This is a genomic window from Micromonospora sp. WMMC273 (assembly GCF_027460285.1).
In the GTDB taxonomy this organism is placed as follows: Bacteria; Actinomycetota; Actinomycetes; order Mycobacteriales; family Micromonosporaceae; genus Micromonospora; species Micromonospora aurantiaca.
This window is the reverse complement of the sequence record NZ_JAPZBE010000001.1, coordinates 206477-225891: the sequence shown is the minus strand read 5'-3', so window position 1 is coordinate 225891 and position 19415 is coordinate 206477. Positions and strand designations below refer to the sequence as shown.

The 19415-nt window shown below is 68.5% G+C and carries 19 protein-coding genes; 10 read left to right on the top strand and 9 right to left on the bottom strand.

Annotation, left to right across the window (positions count from 1 at the left end; genetic code table 11):
- Positions 1-146 precede the first annotated feature (146 nt).
- From O7611_RS01155 to O7611_RS01145, 3 genes are read left to right on the top strand one after another with little or no spacing between them, the layout of a single operon-like run.
- A complete protein-coding gene (locus O7611_RS01155) occupies positions 147-1628 on the top strand; it encodes a cytochrome P450 (protein WP_194798785.1) in 1482 nt (493 codons plus the stop codon).
- A complete protein-coding gene (locus O7611_RS01150; protein WP_269696059.1) occupies positions 1625-3103 on the top strand; it encodes an amino acid adenylation domain-containing protein in 1479 nt (492 codons plus the stop codon). The genes O7611_RS01155 and O7611_RS01150 overlap by 4 nt, the downstream gene beginning before the upstream one ends.
- A complete protein-coding gene (locus tag O7611_RS01145; RefSeq protein ID WP_194798787.1) occupies positions 3100-3852 on the top strand; it encodes a thioesterase II family protein in 753 nt (250 codons plus the stop codon). The genes O7611_RS01150 and O7611_RS01145 overlap by 4 nt, the downstream gene beginning before the upstream one ends.
- Before the next feature lie 45 nt (positions 3853-3897).
- Here the strand turns inward: O7611_RS01145 and guaB are convergent, their stop codons facing one another.
- Complete coding sequence (gene guaB, locus O7611_RS01140) at positions 3898-5379, bottom strand: IMP dehydrogenase (RefSeq protein ID WP_194798788.1); 1482 nt, start codon at positions 5377-5379, stop codon at positions 3898-3900.
- 110 nt (positions 5380-5489) lie between these two features.
- Between guaB and O7611_RS01135 the strand changes: the two genes are divergently transcribed.
- Positions 5490-6704 carry an MFS transporter gene (locus O7611_RS01135; RefSeq protein ID WP_269696058.1) on the top strand — a complete coding sequence of 405 codons (1215 nt, stop codon included), beginning with the start codon at positions 5490-5492 and terminating at the stop codon, positions 6702-6704.
- Positions 6705-6787: 83 nt separating this feature from the next.
- Here the strand turns inward: O7611_RS01135 and O7611_RS01130 are convergent, their stop codons facing one another.
- The 6 genes from O7611_RS01130 to O7611_RS01105 form a co-directional block, all read right to left on the bottom strand.
- Positions 6788-8374 (bottom strand): hypothetical protein, encoded by a 1587-nt coding sequence (locus tag O7611_RS01130; RefSeq protein ID WP_269696057.1) that lies wholly within the window; start codon positions 8372-8374, stop codon positions 6788-6790.
- Complete coding sequence (locus tag O7611_RS01125) at positions 8371-9849, bottom strand: DUF4407 domain-containing protein (RefSeq protein ID WP_194798791.1); 1479 nt, start codon at positions 9847-9849, stop codon at positions 8371-8373. The genes O7611_RS01130 and O7611_RS01125 overlap by 4 nt, the downstream gene beginning before the upstream one ends.
- A gap of 22 nt (positions 9850-9871) precedes the next feature.
- On the bottom strand, positions 9872-11386 hold the full coding sequence (locus O7611_RS01120) for a hypothetical protein (protein ID WP_194798792.1): 1515 nt from the start codon (positions 11384-11386) through the stop codon (positions 9872-9874).
- Positions 11383-12219, bottom strand: coding sequence for a protein phosphatase 2C domain-containing protein (locus O7611_RS01115; RefSeq protein ID WP_194798793.1), 837 nt, complete (start codon positions 12217-12219; stop codon positions 11383-11385). Before O7611_RS01115 ends, O7611_RS01120 begins: the two co-directional genes overlap by 4 nt.
- 40 nt (positions 12220-12259) lie before the next feature.
- A complete protein-coding gene (locus O7611_RS01110) occupies positions 12260-12976 on the bottom strand; it encodes a vWA domain-containing protein (RefSeq protein WP_269696056.1) in 717 nt (238 codons plus the stop codon).
- A 70-nt stretch (positions 12977-13046) separates the two neighbouring features.
- Positions 13047-13598, bottom strand: a complete 552-nt coding sequence (locus O7611_RS01105) for a hypothetical protein (protein WP_269696055.1) — start codon at positions 13596-13598, stop codon at positions 13047-13049.
- A 178-nt stretch (positions 13599-13776) separates the two neighbouring features.
- Between O7611_RS01105 and O7611_RS01100 the strand changes: the two genes are divergently transcribed.
- On the top strand, positions 13777-14571 hold the full coding sequence (locus O7611_RS01100; protein ID WP_194798796.1) for a CHAT domain-containing protein: 795 nt from the start codon (positions 13777-13779) through the stop codon (positions 14569-14571).
- On the top strand, positions 14568-14876 hold the full coding sequence (locus tag O7611_RS01095) for a hypothetical protein (RefSeq protein ID WP_194798797.1): 309 nt from the start codon (positions 14568-14570) through the stop codon (positions 14874-14876). The genes O7611_RS01100 and O7611_RS01095 overlap by 4 nt, the downstream gene beginning before the upstream one ends.
- 28 nt (positions 14877-14904) lie before the next feature.
- Here the strand turns inward: O7611_RS01095 and O7611_RS01090 are convergent, their stop codons facing one another.
- Positions 14905-15540 (bottom strand): TetR/AcrR family transcriptional regulator, encoded by a 636-nt coding sequence (locus tag O7611_RS01090; RefSeq protein ID WP_269696054.1) that lies wholly within the window; start codon positions 15538-15540, stop codon positions 14905-14907.
- 118 nt (positions 15541-15658) lie between these two features.
- Between O7611_RS01090 and O7611_RS01085 the strand changes: the two genes are divergently transcribed.
- The 3 genes from O7611_RS01085 to O7611_RS01075 are packed head-to-tail and all read left to right on the top strand — an operon-like array spanning position 15659 to position 17452.
- Complete coding sequence (locus O7611_RS01085) at positions 15659-16345, top strand: SDR family NAD(P)-dependent oxidoreductase (protein ID WP_269696053.1); 687 nt, start codon at positions 15659-15661, stop codon at positions 16343-16345.
- A gap of 42 nt (positions 16346-16387) precedes the next feature.
- Positions 16388-16786 (top strand): ester cyclase, encoded by a 399-nt coding sequence (locus O7611_RS01080; protein WP_262012716.1) that lies wholly within the window; start codon positions 16388-16390, stop codon positions 16784-16786.
- Between the two features lie 12 nt (positions 16787-16798).
- On the top strand, positions 16799-17452 hold the full coding sequence (locus tag O7611_RS01075; RefSeq protein WP_269696052.1) for an NADPH-dependent F420 reductase: 654 nt from the start codon (positions 16799-16801) through the stop codon (positions 17450-17452).
- A 28-nt stretch (positions 17453-17480) separates the two neighbouring features.
- On the opposite strand, the gene O7611_RS01070 is transcribed toward O7611_RS01075, so the two are convergent.
- Complete coding sequence (locus O7611_RS01070; protein ID WP_228531382.1) at positions 17481-18326, bottom strand: LysR family transcriptional regulator; 846 nt, start codon at positions 18324-18326, stop codon at positions 17481-17483.
- Between the two features lie 115 nt (positions 18327-18441).
- On the opposite strand from O7611_RS01070, the gene O7611_RS01065 reads away from it, so the two are divergent.
- A complete protein-coding gene (locus O7611_RS01065; RefSeq protein WP_194798802.1) occupies positions 18442-19368 on the top strand; it encodes an MBL fold metallo-hydrolase in 927 nt (308 codons plus the stop codon).
- Positions 19369-19415: the final 47 nt, after the last annotated feature.

Sequence of the window (19415 nt, the reverse complement as noted above, 5' to 3'; positions counted from 1 at the left end):
TCACAGAATTCATCGGCCGGGTTCCTGCATAACCGGCCACGCTGGCGAGCCGGTTGTCGGTCTTATTCTGCGACGCATAAGATCGGGCCGGCTGTGGACAACTGGCCACTTCCTGACGCATTCTTCGAGCCTCATGGAGTTGTGCCGTGGACCCTGCCTACAAACCATTTGAGCTTTCCTCGTCGAGCCCAGTCGAAGCGCAGCTGATCACGCTCTGGTCGAAGCTCCTCGATCTGGACGACATCGGGCACGACGACGACTTCTTCGAGCTGGGTGGCGACTCGCTGCTCGCCGCCGAGCTGCAGCTACAGGTGGACGATGCCTTCGGGGTGGAGATCCCGTCGTCCGTGCTCTATCGCCAACCGACGATATCGGCGGTGGCGGCGGCGATCGAGGAGGCGAGGAAGACACCGGCGCCTGTGGATCTGTCCGACCCGGCGCTCTACGCCGACGGCCGACAGTTTGCGGCCTGGGCCTGGTTGCGCGAGCACGATTCGGTGCGGTGGCAGCCCTTGCCGGACCGCGGCGAGGATTCCGGCTTCTGGGCCGTCACCCGGTACGCGGACGTTCAGCAGGTGATTCGCGACCACGAGTCGTTCACCTCCGAGCGCGGCACACTTGTCAACCTTCTGGGCAAGGGCGATCCCGCGGCCGGCGCCCAGCTCGCCGCTACCGATCCGCCCTTGCACGACCAGCTACGGGCGCCGCTGCAGAAGGCCCTGGGCGCACGCCCGATCGAGGCGTACGGCGACGAGATAACGGCGGGCATCAAGCGGCTGCTGGCCTCCGGCGTCGACGGCGAGCCCTTCGACCTGGCCGCGGCGACGGCGCGTCTGCCGATGGTCGCCATGACCCCGATGCTCGGGTTGCCTCCTGCCGACACCGCCGATCTGATCCGGCTGGTGTCGATGTGCAACGCGGAGGAGGATCCGGAGTACCAGATCGGCGGGACCACGGAGGCGACGCTGCGACACGGCCACCGCGAGCTGTTCGCCTATCTGACCGACCTGGTTCGCCTCCGCCGACGTCGACCCGGCGACGACCTGGTCAGCTACCTCCTCACCGCAGAGGTCAACGGTGCGGTCCCGCCGATCGGAGCGATAGTCTCCAACTGCTACAGCATGCTGCTCGGCGCCGCGGGCACGGTGCCGCACGTGCCGACAGCCGCCATCGCCGAGCTTTCGCGTACGGGCGGCTACCGCGGCTGGGCCACGCGACCCGAACTCCTCGAGAGCGGTGTGGAGGAAGCCCTGCGGTGGGCGAGCCCGGCGAGCAACTTCATGCGTTACACGCGGCGCCCCGTCACCCTCGCCGACCGCAAGCTGCCGGAGGGTGTCGCCGTCGTGGCCTACCTCGGCTCCGCCAACCGCGACCCCGAGGTCTTTCCCGATCCGGAAACGTTCGACATCAGACGACAACAGAACCGCCACCTCGCCTTCGGGGTCGGCCGTCACTACTGCGTCGGCTCGCACCTGGCGCGCTACACGCTGCGGCGCTTCTTCCGCGAGCTGTTCGTGACGTTCGAAGACCTGGCGGTGACCGGGGAGGCCGTTCGGGTGCACTCGACGTTCCTCAGCGGCTTCAAGAAACTCGTGGTGACCGGCAACCCGGCACGGCGGCGGTCGTGACAGCGGCGCCGCCGCCCGCCGGGACCGCGAGCCGCCATCAGTTGCACGGCGCCGCCCTGCACGCACCTGAGCACGTCCTCGACCTGGTGGAGCCGTACCTCGGTTCGGATGCTCCCGCCGTGACCGACCACGAGGGCGGATTCACCTATCGGGAGCTTGACGAGCGGTCGGCGACGATTGCGCGGGTTCTGCTCAAGGCCGGCGTGCAACCGGGCGACCATGTCCTCATACACGCCCGGCTCAGCCGGTGGGCGGTGGTGGCGATGCTCGGCGTGCTGCGCAGCGGCGCCGCCTACGTCCCGGTCGATGCCGCCTTCCCCGCCGGGCGTCGGCAACACATCGCCCGCGCCAGCGGTGCCCGGTACGCCGTGGTGGAGAAGGGCCTGACCGGCGTGCCCCCGACTCCCGTGATGATCCCGGCAGACGTTCGTGAGGCCGGGTCCGGCACGGTGCGAGGACCGCTCGCGTACACCTGCTACACCAGCGGATCGACCGGGACGCCCAAGGGTGTCACCATCAGCACCCGGGCCTTGGCCGCCTCGACGGCGGCCCGGCTCCAGTACTACGACGCTCCCGTCACTCGGTTCGTGCTCTGCTCCTCCATCTCGTTCGACAGTTCGGTGGCGGGCATCTACTGGACCCTGGCCTCCGGCGGGGAGCTGGTCATCCCCAGCGACCGCCAGACCGACATCCTGGCGATCGCCCGCGCCGCCGCCGGCGCCTCGCACATGCTCACGCTACCGTCGCTCTACCGGATGATGCTGCGCGGAGAGCTGTTCACGAACGCCGTCGCGCCCAGAACCGTCATAGTGGCGGGCGAGTCATGCCCGCCGGACCTGCTGCGGCAGCATTTCGCGGCGGCGCCGGACAGCGAGCTGTTCAACGAGTACGGACCGACCGAGTGCACGGTCTGGAGCACCGTGCATCGCTGCCGACAGGAGGATGCGTCCGCCGACAGCGTGCCTATCGGTCGTCCGATCCCGGGCGCGACCCTGTACGTCGAGAGCGCCGGCGATGCACCGGGAGAGCTGGTGGTCGGAGGGCCGGGTCTGGCCGAGCAGTACCGGACCGCAGGTGAGTTCCGCACCGGAGATCTGGTCTCGGTCGACACCGAGGGCCGGCTGCTCTTCCACGGCCGCGCCGACGACCAGTTGAAGCTGGGCGGCATGCGGATTGAACGCAGCGAGATAATCTCGGTGCTGACGAACTGCCCGGGTGTGGCGGAGGCCGCCGTCGGCGTGGCCGAACGCAACGGCAGGTTCGCCGTGCTGGGCGTGGTCACCGCGACGGATCCGTCGCTCACTCCGGGGACGGTGCGGGCGCACGCGCTGCGACACCTTCCCGGGGTCGCCGTGCCGGGGCGGATCGAGGTCCGCAGCCAGCTGCCGACGCTGCCCAACGGCAAGGTCGACCAGCGTGGCGTCGACCAGCTGGCCGCGCAGGCTTCCCCGCCGCGGACGAGAGGCCGCCGATGACCGCCCGTGAACCACGCTGGCTGCTGTGCCGACGTCGACGGCCGGCCGCGGCCCTCCGGCTCTACTGCTTCCCGCACAGCGGAGGGTCACCGGGCGAGTACGTTCGATGGGCCGACGCCGTCCCGGACACGATCGAGGTCTGGGCGGTCCAGCTGCCTGGGCGAGGAAGCCGGGGCGGGGAGCAGCCGATCACCGACCTGAACACCGTCGTCGAGGCGTTCGTGTCCGAGACCCGGTTGACCCCTCCGTACGCGTTCTTCGGCCACAGCCTCGGTGCCGGGATCGCCTACCACGCCGCCCGGCTCCTCCGCGACAGGTCGCTTCCGGAGCCGACGCGGTTGATCGCCTCCTCCTACGCCGCGCCGCATCTGCACCGGTCACCCATCTCTCTCGAGACAGCGAACGGCCCGGACCTCGTTGACGCCGTCACCCGCCTCTTCGGCGCGATTCCGGATGAGCTGCGCCACGATCCGCACGCCCTCGAGAGGCATCTACGTCCACTACGGGCCGACCTCACCATCGCCGCGACCCACCGCTATGTCGAGGACGCACCGCTCACCTGCCCCGTCACCGTGTGGTCTGGTCAGGACGACGGGGAAACCGAGGATCGGCTTGCGGCCTGGATCGACCACACGGTGGCAGCATGCACGTTCCGCCGGTTCCCTGGCGGGCACTTCTACTTTCGTGACCGTCTGCCGGAGTTCCTCGCCGACCTCGGTGCGACCCTGATGCGGGACCGGACGGGATGACCCCGGAGCGGATGACGACTCCACCCCGAGGTCGCCCCGTCCCCCTCAGCGTCGACGGTAATTAGGCTCGTCGGAGGTGATGACCACGTCATGCGGGTGGCTCTCTTGGAGACCGGCGCCGGTGATCCGGACGAACTGACCACGCTCTTTGAGTTCCCGCACGGTGGCGGTCCCGCAGTAGCCCATCGAGGATCGCAGGCCACCGACCAGCTGGTAGACGACGCCGGACAGCGGCCCCTTGTAGGAGACCCGGGCCTCGATGCCCTCCGGCACGAGCTTGTCCGCCTGGCTGATATCAGCCTGGAAGTAGCGGTCCTTGGAGAAGGAGCGGGCACGCATGGCCGCGAGCGAGCCCATCGCCCGGTACTGCTTGTAGCTCTCCCCCTGGTGCAGGATCAGATCGCCGGGCGCCTCGTCGACGCCAGCGAAGAGGCCGCCGATCATCACGGCGTCGGCACCGGCTGCGATGGCCTTGGGGATGTCGCCGGAGAGCTTGATGCCGCCGTCGGCGATGACTGGGATGCCATGACGAGCGGCGGCCTGCGCGCAGTCGTAGATCGCGGTGATCTGCGGCATACCCACGCCCGAGATGACTCGGGTTGTGCAGATGGACCCCGGGCCGGTGCCGACCTTCACCGCGTCGGCGCCCGCCTCCACGAGCGCGTCAACGGCGTCGCCGGTGGCGATGTTCCCGCCGATCACCTCGATGTCGAGGGAACGCTTGATCGCGGCGACCGTGTCGAGCACACCCTGCGAGTGACCGTGCGCCGTGTCGACGACCAGGGCGTCGACGCCGGCCGCGACGAGGGCCTTCGCGCGCTCGACCGAGTCGTCGCCGACCCCGACGGCGGCGATCACCCGAAGGCGACCCTCGGCGTCCTGCGTAGCCGAGGGGAAGTCCGTCTTCTTCAGAATATCCTTGATCGTGATGAGCCCGCGAAGAATCCCAGCCTCGTCCACGATGGGCAGCTTTTCGACCCGGTGTTCGCCGAGAAGCTTCTTCGCGCTTTCCAGATCGGTCCCCACCGGCGCGGTCACCAGAGGAAGGCCCCGCATCACCTCGGCGATCCGCACGTCGGTGCGCTCCACGAAACGCAGATCCCGGTTGGTCAGAATGCCGATCAGCCGGCCGCTGTCGTCCACGATCGGTACGCCCGAGACCTTGTAGTGCGCCATGATCTCGAGTGCCTCTGCGACATCGCGGTCGGCGGTGAGCGTCACCGGGTCTGTGATCATTCCGGACTGGGTCCGCTTGACCTTGTCGACCTCGGCGACCTGATCCTCGACGCTCAAGTTCCGGTGCAGCACGCCGATGCCGCCCAGCCGGGCGAGCGCGATCGCCATCCGGGCATCGGTGACGGTGTCCATTGCCGCCGATACCAGCGGAATAGCCAGCTCGATCGAGGGTGTCACGCGTGTGCGGGTGTCGGCAGACGCGGGCGTGACCCGCGAATGAGCCGGAATGAGCAACACGTCGTCGAAGGCGAGACCGGCCTTGGCCATTTTGGAGGGGAACTCGTCAGGCATGGACGGATACTACGGTACCGGGATTCGCTCATCGTGGAGCCGATGCCGATGCGACTGATCACCTCGCCATCGCACGACATCGGTCGCGCGGGGCGATCCGGAAATCGGTGATGACGGGAGAGGAAGGCTTCGACTCTCGGCGACGACGCACCGTCCTGACCACACTCTCGATCACACAGACCATCGGCTACGGCATCCTCCTCTACTCGTACGCCGTGCTGCTCGAACCAATGACCCGCGATCTGAGCAGCTCACCGGCCGTGGTGACGGGCGCCTATACCGCCAGCGTCCTCACCGGCGCGGTGGTCGCCGTACCGTTCGGGAGGTGGCTCGACCGTCATGGCGGGCGGGCCCTGATGACCACCGGTTCGGTGGGCGGCGCCCTGCTCCTGCTCGCCTGGTCCCGGGTCGAGACCGTCGCGCAGTTGTACGTCGTGCAGTGCGGGATCGGCATCGTCGGCGCCGCGACCCTCTACGACGCGGCCATCCCAGTCGTGGTGTCGTGGTATGGCACACGCACTCGGCCCCGTGCACTCCTGACCGTCACCGTGGCGGCGGGCTTCGCCAGCACAATCTTCCTGCCGCTGTCCGGCTGGCTTGTCGAACGCCACGGATGGCGTACGAGCCTGGTGGTTCTCGGCCTCCTCTATGCCAGTACCATTCCGCTGCACACCCTGGTACGCCGACCGCACCGCCGAATCGGCACCGCCGGACCGCAGGCGGCCCCTGCGCCGGGCCGGTCCGTGGCGTTACGCGACAGGGCATTCTGGCTGATCGCGGTGGGCCTCACACTAGAGACGGGCGCCGTCAACGCCTTCAATGTGCACATCGTCTCGGCGCTGGGCCAGTGGGGACACAGCCCGGCGTTCTCGGCCGGGATTGCGGGGCTGTTAGGCGTATTCTCGGTCGCTGGGCGTCTCGTGACGACCGGGCTACGACGTTGGTGCGCGACGGCCATGTTGACCGCAGCCGTGTTCTGTCTGCAGGCCTTGGCCGCGTTCTTGCTGCCCGTCATCGCCACGAGTCCGTTCGGAGCAATCGGTGCGGTGATCGGATTCGGCATCGGTGCCGGCGTCGGTACCATCGCTAAACCGATCCTCCTGTCCGAGCGCTATGGCTCGCAGGACTATGGGACTCTCGCCGGAATGGTCGCCATTCCGATGACGCTGGCGAAGGCGGGCGCCCCGCTGGCCGCGAGCTTCATCAACTCGTCAACGGGTGGCTACCAGCTCGCGCTGGTTTCGATCGGCGCTTGCTGCATGCTGGCTGCAGCGGCCCTCACCGCAACGGGAACCCCTCGTACCATTCCGGCTCTTCGAGGTTGAGAGAGGACGCGGCCGATCGTCTTGATGACGCGGTTGGTGCCGTTCGGGCAGGTCGGATGCGGCGCAGGCGGACGAAGGGGCCCTCATGCACCCGGCTTTCTGCCGAACGGCCACCAGCGCCGGCCATCGACCGTCGAAGAGATCGGCTCGTGCCCGTCGTGCCCGGGCGTGTCGTACGCCGCCGTGTGGGTGGGCATCCGCTGCGCGTACCGGTAGATGACTCCGGACTGCTCCTTGATCACTGCCAGTACGTCCTCCTTGTCGGTCAGCACATGCAGGCCGAACGGCGACGGCGGCATCGGATGCAGCGCATGACGTCCGCCAGACGGGCTGAAGTCGACCCAGGTGACTCGACCGTTCTCCAGCAGTCTGACCCAGTCGTCCTCGGTCGCCTCGTCGGCCGGAAACCTCATCGCGGCCAGGAAGACGAAGTGCTGGCTCACGACCTGCACCCCCCGGGCGTGCAGTGCACGCGAGGTCCGGCCCGCCGCGTCGAGCAGCGGCTCGACGACATCGGTCATCGAGAAGTATTCGATCTTCACCTTCGGCAGCGCGACCTCGGTGATGGTGCCCGCGACACGAAGCACGCCGTGCTTCTGCAACGGGTTGGTCGCCGAGAGAACTTCGACCGCTATGCGCACCGGCTGGCCGCTCGCCGCGTCGAACTCGACGGAATCCAACAGCTGATCGAGCTCCAGAGCAACCTCATTGCGCCGCTTCGTCACCCGCCTGGGCACGACACCGTCGTCCGGAACGAAGACGAGATGGACGAGCCCGACCGCCGTTCCGCCTCGATGCAGCTCGTCCATGCAGTCGGCATCCGTCTGCTGCCGACCGGTCAGGCGTTGGATCGGTGTGCGCTGGTCCACGGCCACGATCTCGGAGCCGTCGTACATCACCGCTTCCAGCATGGGCTTCTTCGCCGCCCCCGCATTCCGGGCGGCCGGGGTCCGCACGTCCACCGGCACCGGATCGGGAGCCGGTACGACACGCGGCCGCCGTTCGACCACGGGTGCCGACGCGGTGGCGCGCGGAGACTCGACGACCTGCCCCGGTCGCTCTCGAGTCGACGCCGGACCCGCAGCCGAGGCCGGGGACGGCTCGGGACCGAGCGCCGAAGGGCTCAGGTAACCCTCTTCGATCAGAGCGCCGACCCGATCGAGGAACGCTGACTCGCTCAGGGCGATCTGCGGCTGCTCGTCGTACATCTCGATGAGTGTGTTGACAGTGCTCGCGACTCTTCCGGCGGCGGTCGGCGAGCTGCCGTTCCGGGAGTCCCGTACGCCGGTGCCGAAGATCCGCGCCCACAGACGTCTGCTGGGTGGCAGGTCGCGCAGGCTGTCGAAGACGTTGCGGAGCTTCTCCCGGTCGTCGGACACCACCACCAACCCGATGACGCCCCGCGGCGCGAAGAAGTGGCCGGCCGGCATCGCTGCCTCGACCACAGTGCTCACGAACGCGCGGTCCCACTCCGGCGTGAGCTTGAAACGGGGAGCGAGCCGCACCGTGACCAGATCGTAGAGCACCGGGTCGGTACCGATCTGCGCCTGCACCTGCCGACACAGCTCCTCGGCAGGCAGCGGCAGCGGACCGACGGGAACGATCACCACCAGGAAACCGGCCCAGTCCTCCTCGGCGGGCCAGTACGGGTTCATGCCGACGGAGCTCATGACGGGCGCTTGGCCGACGGGGGCAGGTTCAGCGCGGCAGCGACCCTCGCTGCCGCCGAACGTCGACCCGTGACGGTGGCGCGGGCCGATGGCGCGACCGATCCGGTGGCCTTTGCAGGCTGGCCGTTGCCGGGCCAGAGGCCACTGCCCTTGCCGGTGCTCTGGGGCGGCTGGACAGCCATCTGCCTCACCTTCTGCTTCCACGCTTCGACCTGGTCAGTGGCGAGTTCGAGCATCACCGCTTCGACTTCGTCATGAACCGCCTCAGCAATCCGCTTCTTGCGCTTCTCCAGATCCTTGTCGATGTACTCCTGTCGTCCTGCTGCCTTGACGACCTCCTTGGTGTCGAGTTCGTCGATCTGGTCATAGGCACTGGGTGGACCGAGGATGGACAGCGACTTGATCGCGACAGGCAGTAGCTCGATCATGAAGAACAGTGCGGCGACCAGTAGATGAGCCAGCTTCGCCCAGCCGTTCTCATCCCCCAGGTGAGCCAACGCGACCAGGCGTGCCAGCAACCCCGTGTTGTCGGCGGCCTCCTTGTTGCTCGTGTCCAAGTCGCTCTGGATCGCCGCCTGGAGGATGTCGCGCTGCTGACGCAGGCCCGGGAGCACTCGTTTTGCCTCGTCCTGCGCCTCGGAGACCGTCCGGCCGCTGTCTCGGCGCAAGTCCGACCGGGCCTTCTCCAGGGCTGCGAGCTTCGTCTGGACGAGCTCCCGGGCCGCTGTCGCGTCCTTCTCCTTCCGGTCGTACTCCCGCCGAAGCGCCCGGGCACGCGGGCCATCGCCCCGCTTGCCGCTGCCGGCTTCGCAGAGCTCACCGTCGAGTTCGCACCGCCAGGCAGCCCACGCCTTCTCTGCGGTCGCCTGTTTTGCCTGGTAGTCGGTCGTGGCCTGCTTGTGCTCCGCCTCGGCTGCGGCCAGGACGGGTGAGCTGACCGCGACCTCGCCGGCGAGGTATCGCTCGTACTTCGTGATCTCCTCTTTGAGATCCGCCAGCTCCTTCTGCCGGTTTCCCTCGGCCAGTACGATCGACGCACCCTCCGCCTTCCTGATGTTGTCGAGCGTCATCTGCTGTTCGATCTCGTCGGCGAAGATGCGCAGCGTCAGCGGAGTCGAGATGACCAGGCCGAGCAGAGCCGCCATGAGAATCCGCGGCAGGACCATCCAGAAAAGCAACCACCTGCTGCCGGTCGGCTTCAGACTGAGGATCAGCGCACGGTCGACGACCAGGATGATCACGCCCCAGAAGATGCCGATGAGCACCGCGCCGGCCACACCGACGCGCAGCCCGTCGGTCATCGCGAAGGCCATCGACACCACAGCCAAGCCGGCAGTGGCGAGCAGCACGAGCCCCAGCGCCACGAAGCGGGCCTGGTCCTTGGCCACACCGCCTCGGCTGATCTGCTTTGCGCGCGCGAGCACACCCGGGTCGGCACCGCCGAGACGAGCCAGAAATGTGCTGGATCTCTGCATCTGCATCAGTCCTTCAAAGTCTTCACGGGGGAGGGAAACCGTTGGCGGAGGCCTTCTGCTTGGAATCCGCACGAAGCTTCTGTGCTGTACGCCGCAGCATTTCGCGGATCGCGGCGTCGACCCCGACGTCGGCGGCGCGGTAGGCGCTCCCGATCACGTCCCGTAGCTGCTTCGACGTGTGCGCCTCAGGCACTGCCGGCGCGAGGTCAACCGGCGGCACCTGCGGCCAGTGCAACGGTGGCAGCGGAACGACGTCCGCCGCGGGCAGTGGGTACGGCGGAAGCTCTGCGTGTGTACGAGGCAGCCGCATCACCGGCAGGTCCGGCAGCACGACCGCGGGCGGGTTGACCGAGACCTGCACCGGCGGCATCTCGTAGTAGTGCAGCCGGCCCGCCGGTCCTTCGTCCTCGCCGTGGTCGTTGACGACTGCTACCCGGATCTCGCACGCAGTGGGTGGCTTGACGGGATAGCCGTTCGGGTAGCCGTCGGGGTCGATATCCCCGACGGCGAAGTTGTTGACATCGCTGAATATGCGGACCGATCTGGCGCCCCTGTGCTGCCAGCGGACGAAGACCTCGGAGCCACGCAGCGTCACGTCGGTACTGAGTTCCGCGGACAGCAGTGTCGGTGGGTCAGCAAGATCGAGCACCCGGCCGACGAGATATTCCTTGATCTCCTGGGCGGTCGGCCGCTGGGCACGGTCGTCACTGAGCGCACGGTTGAGCAGGTCGATTCCTACCTGGTCGAGCAGGCCCGGGGGGACGAGCGGGCTGGCCGGATCGTGCAGCTGGGTGGATCCGCGGCCGGTGGCGAGGCCCCGGATCACGCACAGTGCGAGTTTGTAGACGTCGGTGAGCTGGTCCTGCAGCTTCTGCTTCTTGTGCCGCACCTCCGGCGGCACGAAGAACGGGGTGTTCGGCTGGATCCGGGTGGCGTCGGCGACATCGGCCACCCCGTCGCAGTCCATCAGCAGGATTCGTGGCGGATCGGTGGCCACGGCGGCGTTGCGCAAATTCATGTCGCCGTAGACGAGACGCCGGCCGCCTCGTGGCCGGTGGATCACTTCGATCGCGTACGCGAGGCGGGCCATCAGGGCCAGGCGGACGAGTTCCTTGTCGGCCGGTGCGCGGCTCTTGTCGAAACCGTTCTCCTTGGCCTGTTCCGAGTCGGCGCCGAGCAACTGGAACTCGAAGACCCGGCGTCCGCCATTGGCGTCGATGAAGAAGTCGTCGGGGATGCACCGCATGAGCATGCCCACGTCGGTGCCCTTCTCATGGACCATGGCCAGCGGCCACACGGTGAGGAGGTCGAGTTCGGCCTGCTCCGCCGGGCTCATCGCGTCACGCAGCGCGACAGCCTGCCGCATCGTGCTGAGCATCGGTCCACGGTTCTTCGCGTCGACGGACGGCAACAGCTCCTTGAACGCGAGCCTGCCCGGCACCTCAGGAATGTGGTCACCGACGAGATGCACCTGTGCCATCCCGCCCTGGCCGAGCGGCTTGAGTGTGCCCAGCCGGCGTCTGTCGATGCGGATCACGGCCGGCTCGCCTCGAACCAGACACCGACGACGGTGCGGTCGTCCATGTGCCCTTTCCGCGCGAAGCCGACCTGCTGAGCGAAGGTGAAGACGTCGGGGGCGGTGGCCCACCAGCCGGCGAGGGTCTCACGCACCTGCACGGAGCCCTCGAGCGGGACGCCGACGCCATCGGTCATGAGGAAGATCGGTCCGTCGCCGAGGAGGTGCTCGGCCGTCCTGAGCCGAGGATCCGCATGCGGCAGTGCCCTGACCCGGCCGGAGTGCAAGCCGTTGTCGTCGTCGTAGGCGTCCGGATCGTGCGTCAGATTCCGCCACCGGCCGTCGGCCAGTACCCAGGCCGACGAGTCGTCGGTCCAGGCGACGGAGACGTGCCGTTCGGCCGGATCGAGACATACCGCTGCGGCCACGAGGGTTGTCGCCATCCGGACGCCATCAGGGACGTGATCGAGGTGCGGACGGCTCCCGGCCGCCGCGACGAAGTCCTTGAGACGCTCGTTGACCTCGTTCACGGCGATCTGCCAGTCACCGTGACGGAGGTAGGCGCGAGGTACGTCGGCCGCCGCGAACCCGGCCGCCTCCTGCGACAGGGGGAACTGCCCGACGCCGTCGCAGACGGTGACGACAAGCGTCATCGTGGACGGGTCGAAGACCACGGAGAAGCGGTCCTGCCGCGGCTGATTGCGATAGCGATGCAGGATTCCTCGTACGCTGGCGGCACGGACCTGTGCGCCTGGCACTCGAAAGTCGCTCAGCTCATGATCGGCCGAGTCCGGGAAGCGCGTGGGCGGGCCGGGTTCCAACTGCGTGGCGGCACGGCCCGGATCGCCGATCACGTACGCACCCGCCCCGGGTGTCTCGGTGCGCCGCCACACGTCAGTCGACAAAGCTGCCCTCCAGTTCCGGCGACGCGTCGGTGGCCGGCGGGGTGTACTGGAACGTCCCGACAGTGCCGCTCAGGCTGGAGGAGAGCACCGAGGTGCCGATCATTCCGGAGATGGCCTTGAGCAGGCTCGGGACCGATGCGCCCTGCTTCGCCAGAAAGTAGCGTCCCTTCTTCTCACCGAAGTTGGGGTAGGCGAGGGCCTTCATCGACTCCTCCGTCGCACTACGGAATCCGAACGGTGTGACGTACGGGTAGCGGGGGTTCCCCTGCTTCGTGACCGGGTCGTACCCGAGCAGCTGCTGAAAGACCTGCAGGTGGTCCCTGCTCGTCGGCTCGCCGTCGGTGAGGAAGAAGATGCACGGACGGAAGACCCTCTTGCCTTCGTTCTTCAGCCGGACCCGATCGGCCTCGAAGGCCCGGTGGAACTCCTGAAAGGCAGCGGTGTAGTTGGTCAGGCCACCACAGCTCAGGGTCTGCAGTTCCATCGCGCTCGGGAAGTTGAGTGGCATCACGGTGCGAGCGGTGTCGTCGAACGCGATGACACTGAGCATCGCCAGGTCGTCGGCGACGGGGTCCTTCATGATCTCCTGGCGCAGACCGGCGACGCCTGCGTTCAGATCGGCCATGTCGCCGCACATGGATCCGGAGACGTCACAGACGATGTAGAAGGGCATGACTACCTGCCCCTCGGTGGCCCGCTCGGACATGGCTTCTCCTCCGATGGTCTTGGGGGACGGCGGAATCCCGCCTGCTCCTCCCTGACGGACAGCCCGCCCCTCAGCGGATGAGGCTGCCCTTCATGCCGCCGACGGCGTCCTTCGCGGCGGCAGGTACTGAGGCTTGCCACTGCCGGTACTCAGCGCTGAGCCGATGACCGAGGTGGCGATCGCGCTCAGGACCTCCGGGACCACGGCGCCCATCCCGGGCCAGGAAGTAGCGGCCGCGCTTCTCGCCGAAGTCCGGGTACGTGAACTGCTGGGACCGGTTGTGAAAACAGGTGTAGAAGACCGTCCCGCGGCCACAGCGAACCGAAACCATGATCGGGAGATCGGCGTACTCGCCCGGGGCGGCCGACCGGATGACGGCGTGGCCCTGGCAGTGGCGCAAGACCTTCCAGCTGCCCATGTCGAACCTGATCCTGATCATGCGACCGGACATCTCACGCAGTCCCCGATCGACGACGAGGGCATCCATCTCGCCAGTCCGGCCGCCGCGTCCGTCGAAGACGAAGAGCTCCGGGAACGCGAGCGCCAACAGGTCACCGGCGAGGTCGGACACGTAGAGACAGCCGCCGGCGTCGACGAACTCGGCCAGCTTGCGGGGATCCACCACGTCGGGGTGCCGCAGTTGACGAACAAGAGTGAGCAGTCGTACGAACCCGAGAAGCTCTGGTATTCGACGCACAGCTCCAATCGAGAGCCGGCAGGCGGCGCCGGACCTGACAGGCATCGCACGGCAACTACTGACGGACGGCTGTCCGTCAGTAGTTGCCGTCGGGACAGCCGGGGTGGACGGGCTGTCGACAGCCGTCGAGGGCATGTCGCCGTCATCCGACGTCGACAAGATCATGATGGAGTGGCAGCGCATGAGGGACGCGAAGAAGTCGGTTGCCGGCACCGGCTGGCACCAACAGATCAGCACAAACGGTGGTCCCGTCTATGCCACACAGACCGGCGACGTCAACGTTCACGAGACGGCGGCTCCTGACGACCGGATCCGCGTCCTCATGCTCGCCGCCAATCCCTTGGCCACCGCGCGGCTGGCCATCGACGAGGAGGCGCGGCAGATCACGGAGCGACTACGCCTCTCCCGGGACCGGGAGGCGTTCGAACTCATCACCTGCTGGGCGGTCCGTCCGATGGATCTCCTTCAGTACCTCAACCAGCACAGCCCGCACATCGTCCACTTCAGCGGCCACGGCGATCGCACCGGGGAAATCCTGCTTTCCGCAGATGACGGCATCGCCCGATCCGTCAGTCTCGCCTCTCTCGCGGAGCTCTTCCACGCCACTGGCGACAACCTTCGGGTCGTTGTCGTCAACGCCTGCCACTCCGCCAACGCGGTGCAGGCCCTCAGTCGATACGTCGACTACGTCGTCGGCATGAACGCGGCCATCCCCGACGACGATGCCATCGCATTCGCCGCTTCCTTCTACTCCGCTCTGGGCTTCGGCCGGACCATTCCGCAGGCGTTCAAGCAGGCGGTCGCCATGCTGGGCGTGAGCGGCTCCGCCGATCCGCGTATCGCCGAACTGGTGGCACGACCGGGCGCCGCACCGGAGCTGATGGTGAAGCCGCGATGAGTTCCGGTCAGAAGGGGACCCCACCCGGGTCGGGCCAGAACATCAACACGAACTCGGGCAACGTCTACGCCACCCAGACCGGAAACATCAACATCAACAACAACCTTGCGCAGAAACGCGGACCGCACCTCGACACCAAGGCGCTCCTGGTCGTCCTGCCGGCCAACGTGATCTTTTTCTTGTACGGGATGTCGGCCTACACCGGGCGGAACACCAGCGGCGACAACTGGCGCGCGGGGATATTCCTGTTCATGCTGCTGTTCACGCTAGGAATGATCGGCAGATGGGTCCGCCGCCGCTTCTGAGTCCACCCAGTACTGAGGCCGCCCTCGACTACGCGGACCCCGCCGGCACGGGACCGGGATGGAGTGCGGCGACGGCCCGCATGGCGACGTCGACGGAGGCCTGAAGGTCCTCGCGGCTCGCGCCGGCCGCCGCGTGGACGGCGTGCCCCTCGCTGAGCGCCATCACGAAACGGGCGAGCGCCCGGCTGTCCAGGCCGTCCGGGAGGTCCCCCTCCTTCGCCGCGCGGGACAGCCGCTTTTCGAGCGCGGCCTCGGTGGCCGCCCGGCCGGCGGCGAGGATCTCGGAGATGCGGGCGTTCTCCGGGGAGCAGGCCAGGCCGCCCTGGATGGAGAGACAGCCGGCGGGGTGGCCGCCGGCGGTCAGGTTGTCGGCGCTGGCGCGCAGGAAGGCTTCGATCGCGGCGTACGCGGTCGGCTGGTCGAGGGCGGCGCGCGCGTTCGCGAGGTTGGTCTCGTGGTAGCGGTCGAAGGCCCGCCTGAACAGCTCCTCCTTACTGCCGAACGCGGCGTAGAGGCTGGGCCGGTTGATGCCCATCGCCTTGGTGAGTGAGCTCAACGACGCACCCTCGTAGCCCTGCTGCCAGAAGACCTCGGCGGCCCGGTCGAGGACCGTCTGCTCGTCGAAGGCCCGCGGCCGTCCCGGGGTCGGAGTCTCAGCGCTCATACCCCGACTATACCGCTCGGTACAGAACGTGACCCAGCCCACGAACCGATCGGTACAGAAAGCTGTTACAGTGGTCCACGAACCGATCAGTACAAAACTGGGAACACGAGGGAACAGCATGACCGTCACGTTGATCACCGGCGCGAACAAGGGCATCGGTTTCGCGACCGCCAGACAGCTTCTCGACCTGGGGCACGTCGTCTACGTCGGAGCGCGCGACACCGGGCGGGGCGAGGAGGCCGCCTCGGCTCTGGGGGCACGGTTCGTGCCGCTCGACGTGACCGACGACGACTCGGTCACGAAGGCGCTGGCGACCATCGACGCCGACGAGGGGCGGCTGGACGTCCTCGTCAACAACGCCGGCATCGCCGAGAACGGCGTCGTCGACGGGCCGACCGCCCTGCGCGTCTTCGACACCAACATGGTCGGGATCGTCAGGGTCACGGAGGCGGCGCTGCCGCTGCTGCGCCGGTCGTCCAATCCGACAGTGGTCACGGTGTCGAGCAGCGCCGGCTCCTTCTGGGCGGTCACCAACCCCGACCGGCCGGAGTACCACCTGACGTCACCGCTCTACTCGGCGTCGAAGTCCGCCGCCACGATGATCACCCTCCAGTACGCCAAGTCCCAGCCGGGGATCAAGTTCAACGCGGTCGAGCCGGGCTACACCGCCACCGACCTGACCGCCGCGATCGGCGGCGGCAGGACCCCGGCGGAGAGCGCCCGGACCGTCGTACGCCTGGCGACGCTTCCCCCCGACGGCCCGACCGGAACCCTCCAGGACGACCTCGGGCCCCTGAGCTGGTAACCGTCCGCCCCGACCGCATCCGCACAGCAGAGGAAGAGTGACATGACTCAGCACGATCTCCGCGACTGGTACCTGCGCTACGTCGCCGCACTGAACGCCCACGAGTTCGACGGCATGGACGAGTTCATCAACGACACGGTGATGCTGAACGGCGAGCCGGGCACCCGGGACGACGTGCTCGCGGTGCAGAAGCACGACGTGGACGCCGTTCCGGACCTCCGCTGGGAGGTCAAGGAACTGCTGTTCGACCGCGACCGGATCGCCGTACGCGCGATCAACTACGGCACGCCGGTGAAGGAGTGGCTGGGCGTGCCGCCCTCCGGCGCCTCGTTCGAAATCGTCGAGTACGCCATCTACAAGGTCAGCGACGGGCGGTTCGTGCAGATGACCGCGCTGCACGACTCGGCCGAGATGCTCCGGCAGCTCACCGCCGCCCGCTGACGGACACCGACGATGACCACCATCGGCATCATCGGCGCGGGTGAGGTCGGCGGCCAGCTCGCCCGCGCGGCGGTAGCGGCCGGGTACACGGTCGTGATCGCCAACTCCCGGGGGCCGCACACGCTGACGGACCTGGTGGCCGAACTCGGGCCGTCGGCGCGGGCGGCGTACGCCGCGGAGGCGGCGGCAGCGGGCGACTTCGCGATCGTCGCCGTGCCGCTCAAGGTCGTGAACGACATGCCGGTCGAGGAGCTGGCCGGCAAGGTCGTGCTGGACACGAACAACTACATGGTCTGGCGGGACGGGAACATCCCGGTCCTCGACTCCGGCGAGAAGACGGTCCACGAGCTGCGCCAGGAACAGCTCCCCACGTCGAAGGTCGCGAAGGCGTTCACCCACATCCAGGCGCCCCGGCTGCTCACCTCGGCCCGGCCCGCCGGCGCGCCGGACCGGCTGGCGCTGTCCGTCTCCAGCGACCACCCGGAGGCGGTCGAGCTGGTGACGCAGCTCTACGACCGGTTCGGCTTCGACACTGTGGACAACAGTCCGCTCAGCGAGTCCTGGCGTACCGGCCCGGGCCAGCCGGCGTGGCTCCGCCATGCGCACCAGAACCGCGAGGAGCTGGCGCTCAACCTGAGGAGGGCGCGGCGGTTCGCCGGCGCGTGACTCCGGCCGCCACCGCCCGGTGAGGTTCTCACCGGGCGGTGGCGAGGTCGACGAAGCCGTGCACGAGGGACCTGCGGTCGCGCCGCCGCCACGCCACGACGAGCGGGCTCGGCGCCACGCCGTCCACCGGGACGACGACGATGCCGGGTACGGGGGTGATGGCCAGCGGGGCCAGCCCGATCGAGTCCGACCACAGGACCGCCTGGATGCACTCGCGGACGGTCCGCACCACGGTGTCGGTGCCGTCCACGGGTTCGCGACCACCGGTCCAGTAGTCCCGCCACACGGGGTCGACGGTGTCCGGGACGCGGAACCAGCGGCGGTCCCGCAGTTCGTCGAGCCGCACCCGGTCCCGGGACGCGAGCGGGTCGGTCGTCCGCAGGACGACCCCCACCGGATCCCGGCGGAGTTCGGCGACGGCGACCGTGCCGGCGGTGAACGGCCCCCGGGTGAGCGCGACGTCGACCAGACCGCGGTCCACGCCCACAGTGGGGTCGGTGAGGTCGCCCTCGACGACGCGGATCTCGACGCCCGGGTACCGGGAGCGGAAGGCGTCGATCAGGGTGCTGCCCGCCCGGTCCACGCTGTCCGCGAGCGTCCCGATGGTGATGCTGCGCGGCTCGGCCGCCGGGGCGACGAGCGACGGCAGGGAATCCATGCGGGCGAGCAGCTCGCGCGCCTCCGGGAGCAGCACCTGACCGGCGGGCGTCAGCGTCATGCCCCGGACCGAGCGGTTGAACAACTCGACGCCGAGTTCGACCTCCAGGCGCTGGATCGCCCGGCTCAGGGGCGGCTGCGAGATGTGCAGGCGGGCCGCCGCGCGGCCCACGTTGAGCTCCTCGGCCACCGCGACGAAATAGCCCAGAGAGCGCATGTCCACCACCGGGGAACCATACCCTCAAGGTATTGCCGCCCCCGATCAGGTGTTGGACGCCGACGCGCCACCGGCTGTCGAATCGACCGGTGAGAAACGCGAAGAGGCACGACAGATGATCTACGTGTGGAGCGCCGTCGCGCTCGCCGGTGTCGCCGCCGCGCTGGTCGCCGTCCGGTCGTTCCGGCCCGCGCCCTTTCCGGCGCCGGAACCGTGGACGGGTCCGCTGCCCGACGCCGCACCGCCACCCGGGATGGCGATCTACCAGTTCCCCACCGGGACGTACGAGAATCGGGCATTCCTGGCCTACCGCGGCGGCGCGTTCGGCGACCGGCGACGGTTCGCCGCCACCGCCGTGCTCGTCCGGCACCCGCGCGGTGACCTGCTGATCGACGCCGGGTTCGGCGCGGACGTCGAGGCGCATATCGCGGCCATGCCGTCCTACCGGCGCACCCCGCACGAAGTCGGCGCGACCGTCCGGGACCAGTTGCGGGCGCGGGACTACGACATGGCACGGCTGCGGGGTGTCGTCATCACGCACGCCCACTGGGACCACGTCAGCGGCCTGGCCGACCTCGACGTGCCGATCTGGCTGAACCCCGCGGAAGGCCGGTACGTCGACCGGGCCGCCGATGCCGCCGTGTTCCGGGAGGTCGCGAGCCACCGCCGGATCCACCACTACACGTTCGACGGCCCGCCGTACCTCGGCTTCCCCGCCAGCCACGACGTCCACGGCGACGGCTCGGTGGTGATCGTGGAGGCGGGCGGCCACACGGACGGCTCGGTCGTGGTCTTCGTCAGCCTGCCCGACGGGCGCCGGTACGCCTTCATCGGCGACCTGACCTGGCAGATGGAGGGCGTGACGCTCCGGGCGGAGCGCCCGGCGCTGCTGCGGATACTCGCGGACGTGGACGCGACGCGGGTCCGGGAGGGCCTTCGGCGCATCGTCGCGCTGGCCGGCCTGATGCAGGTGGTGCCGGCCCACGACGTCCGTGCCCACGACTCGATTCCCCTGTGGATCGGCTCGGCGGACCAGGGCTGACGACGGGGGCCCGGCGCGGAGAGCGATCCTCCGCGCCGGGCCCTGGC

What these genes read in the sequence shown, in the direction of transcription:
- O7611_RS01085 (WP_269696053.1), top strand. Translation starts at nt 15,659, where the DNA reads ATGACCGTCACGTTGATCACCGGCGCGAACAAGGGCATCGGTTTCGCG.
- O7611_RS01070 (WP_228531382.1), bottom strand. Translation starts at nt 18,326, where the DNA reads ATGCGCTCTCTGGGCTATTTCGTCGCGGTGGCCGAGGAGCTCAACGTG.
- O7611_RS01090 (WP_269696054.1), bottom strand. Translation starts at nt 15,540, where the DNA reads ATGAGCGCTGAGACTCCGACCCCGGGACGGCCGCGGGCCTTCGACGAG.
- O7611_RS01065 (WP_194798802.1), top strand. Translation starts at nt 18,442, where the DNA reads ATGATCTACGTGTGGAGCGCCGTCGCGCTCGCCGGTGTCGCCGCCGCG.
- O7611_RS01145 (WP_194798787.1), top strand. Translation starts at nt 3,100, where the DNA reads ATGACCGCCCGTGAACCACGCTGGCTGCTGTGCCGACGTCGACGGCCG.
- O7611_RS01110 (WP_269696056.1), bottom strand. Translation starts at nt 12,976, where the DNA reads ATGTCCGAGCGGGCCACCGAGGGGCAGGTAGTCATGCCCTTCTACATC.
- O7611_RS01080 (WP_262012716.1), top strand. Translation starts at nt 16,388, where the DNA reads ATGACTCAGCACGATCTCCGCGACTGGTACCTGCGCTACGTCGCCGCA.
- O7611_RS01075 (WP_269696052.1), top strand. Translation starts at nt 16,799, where the DNA reads ATGACCACCATCGGCATCATCGGCGCGGGTGAGGTCGGCGGCCAGCTC.
- O7611_RS01095 (WP_194798797.1), top strand. Translation starts at nt 14,568, where the DNA reads ATGAGTTCCGGTCAGAAGGGGACCCCACCCGGGTCGGGCCAGAACATC.
- guaB (WP_194798788.1), bottom strand. Translation starts at nt 5,379, where the DNA reads ATGCCTGACGAGTTCCCCTCCAAAATGGCCAAGGCCGGTCTCGCCTTC.
- O7611_RS01125 (WP_194798791.1), bottom strand. Translation starts at nt 9,849, where the DNA reads ATGCAGAGATCCAGCACATTTCTGGCTCGTCTCGGCGGTGCCGACCCG.
- O7611_RS01135 (WP_269696058.1), top strand. Translation starts at nt 5,490, where the DNA reads ATGACGGGAGAGGAAGGCTTCGACTCTCGGCGACGACGCACCGTCCTG.
- O7611_RS01130 (WP_269696057.1), bottom strand. Translation starts at nt 8,374, where the DNA reads ATGAGCTCCGTCGGCATGAACCCGTACTGGCCCGCCGAGGAGGACTGG.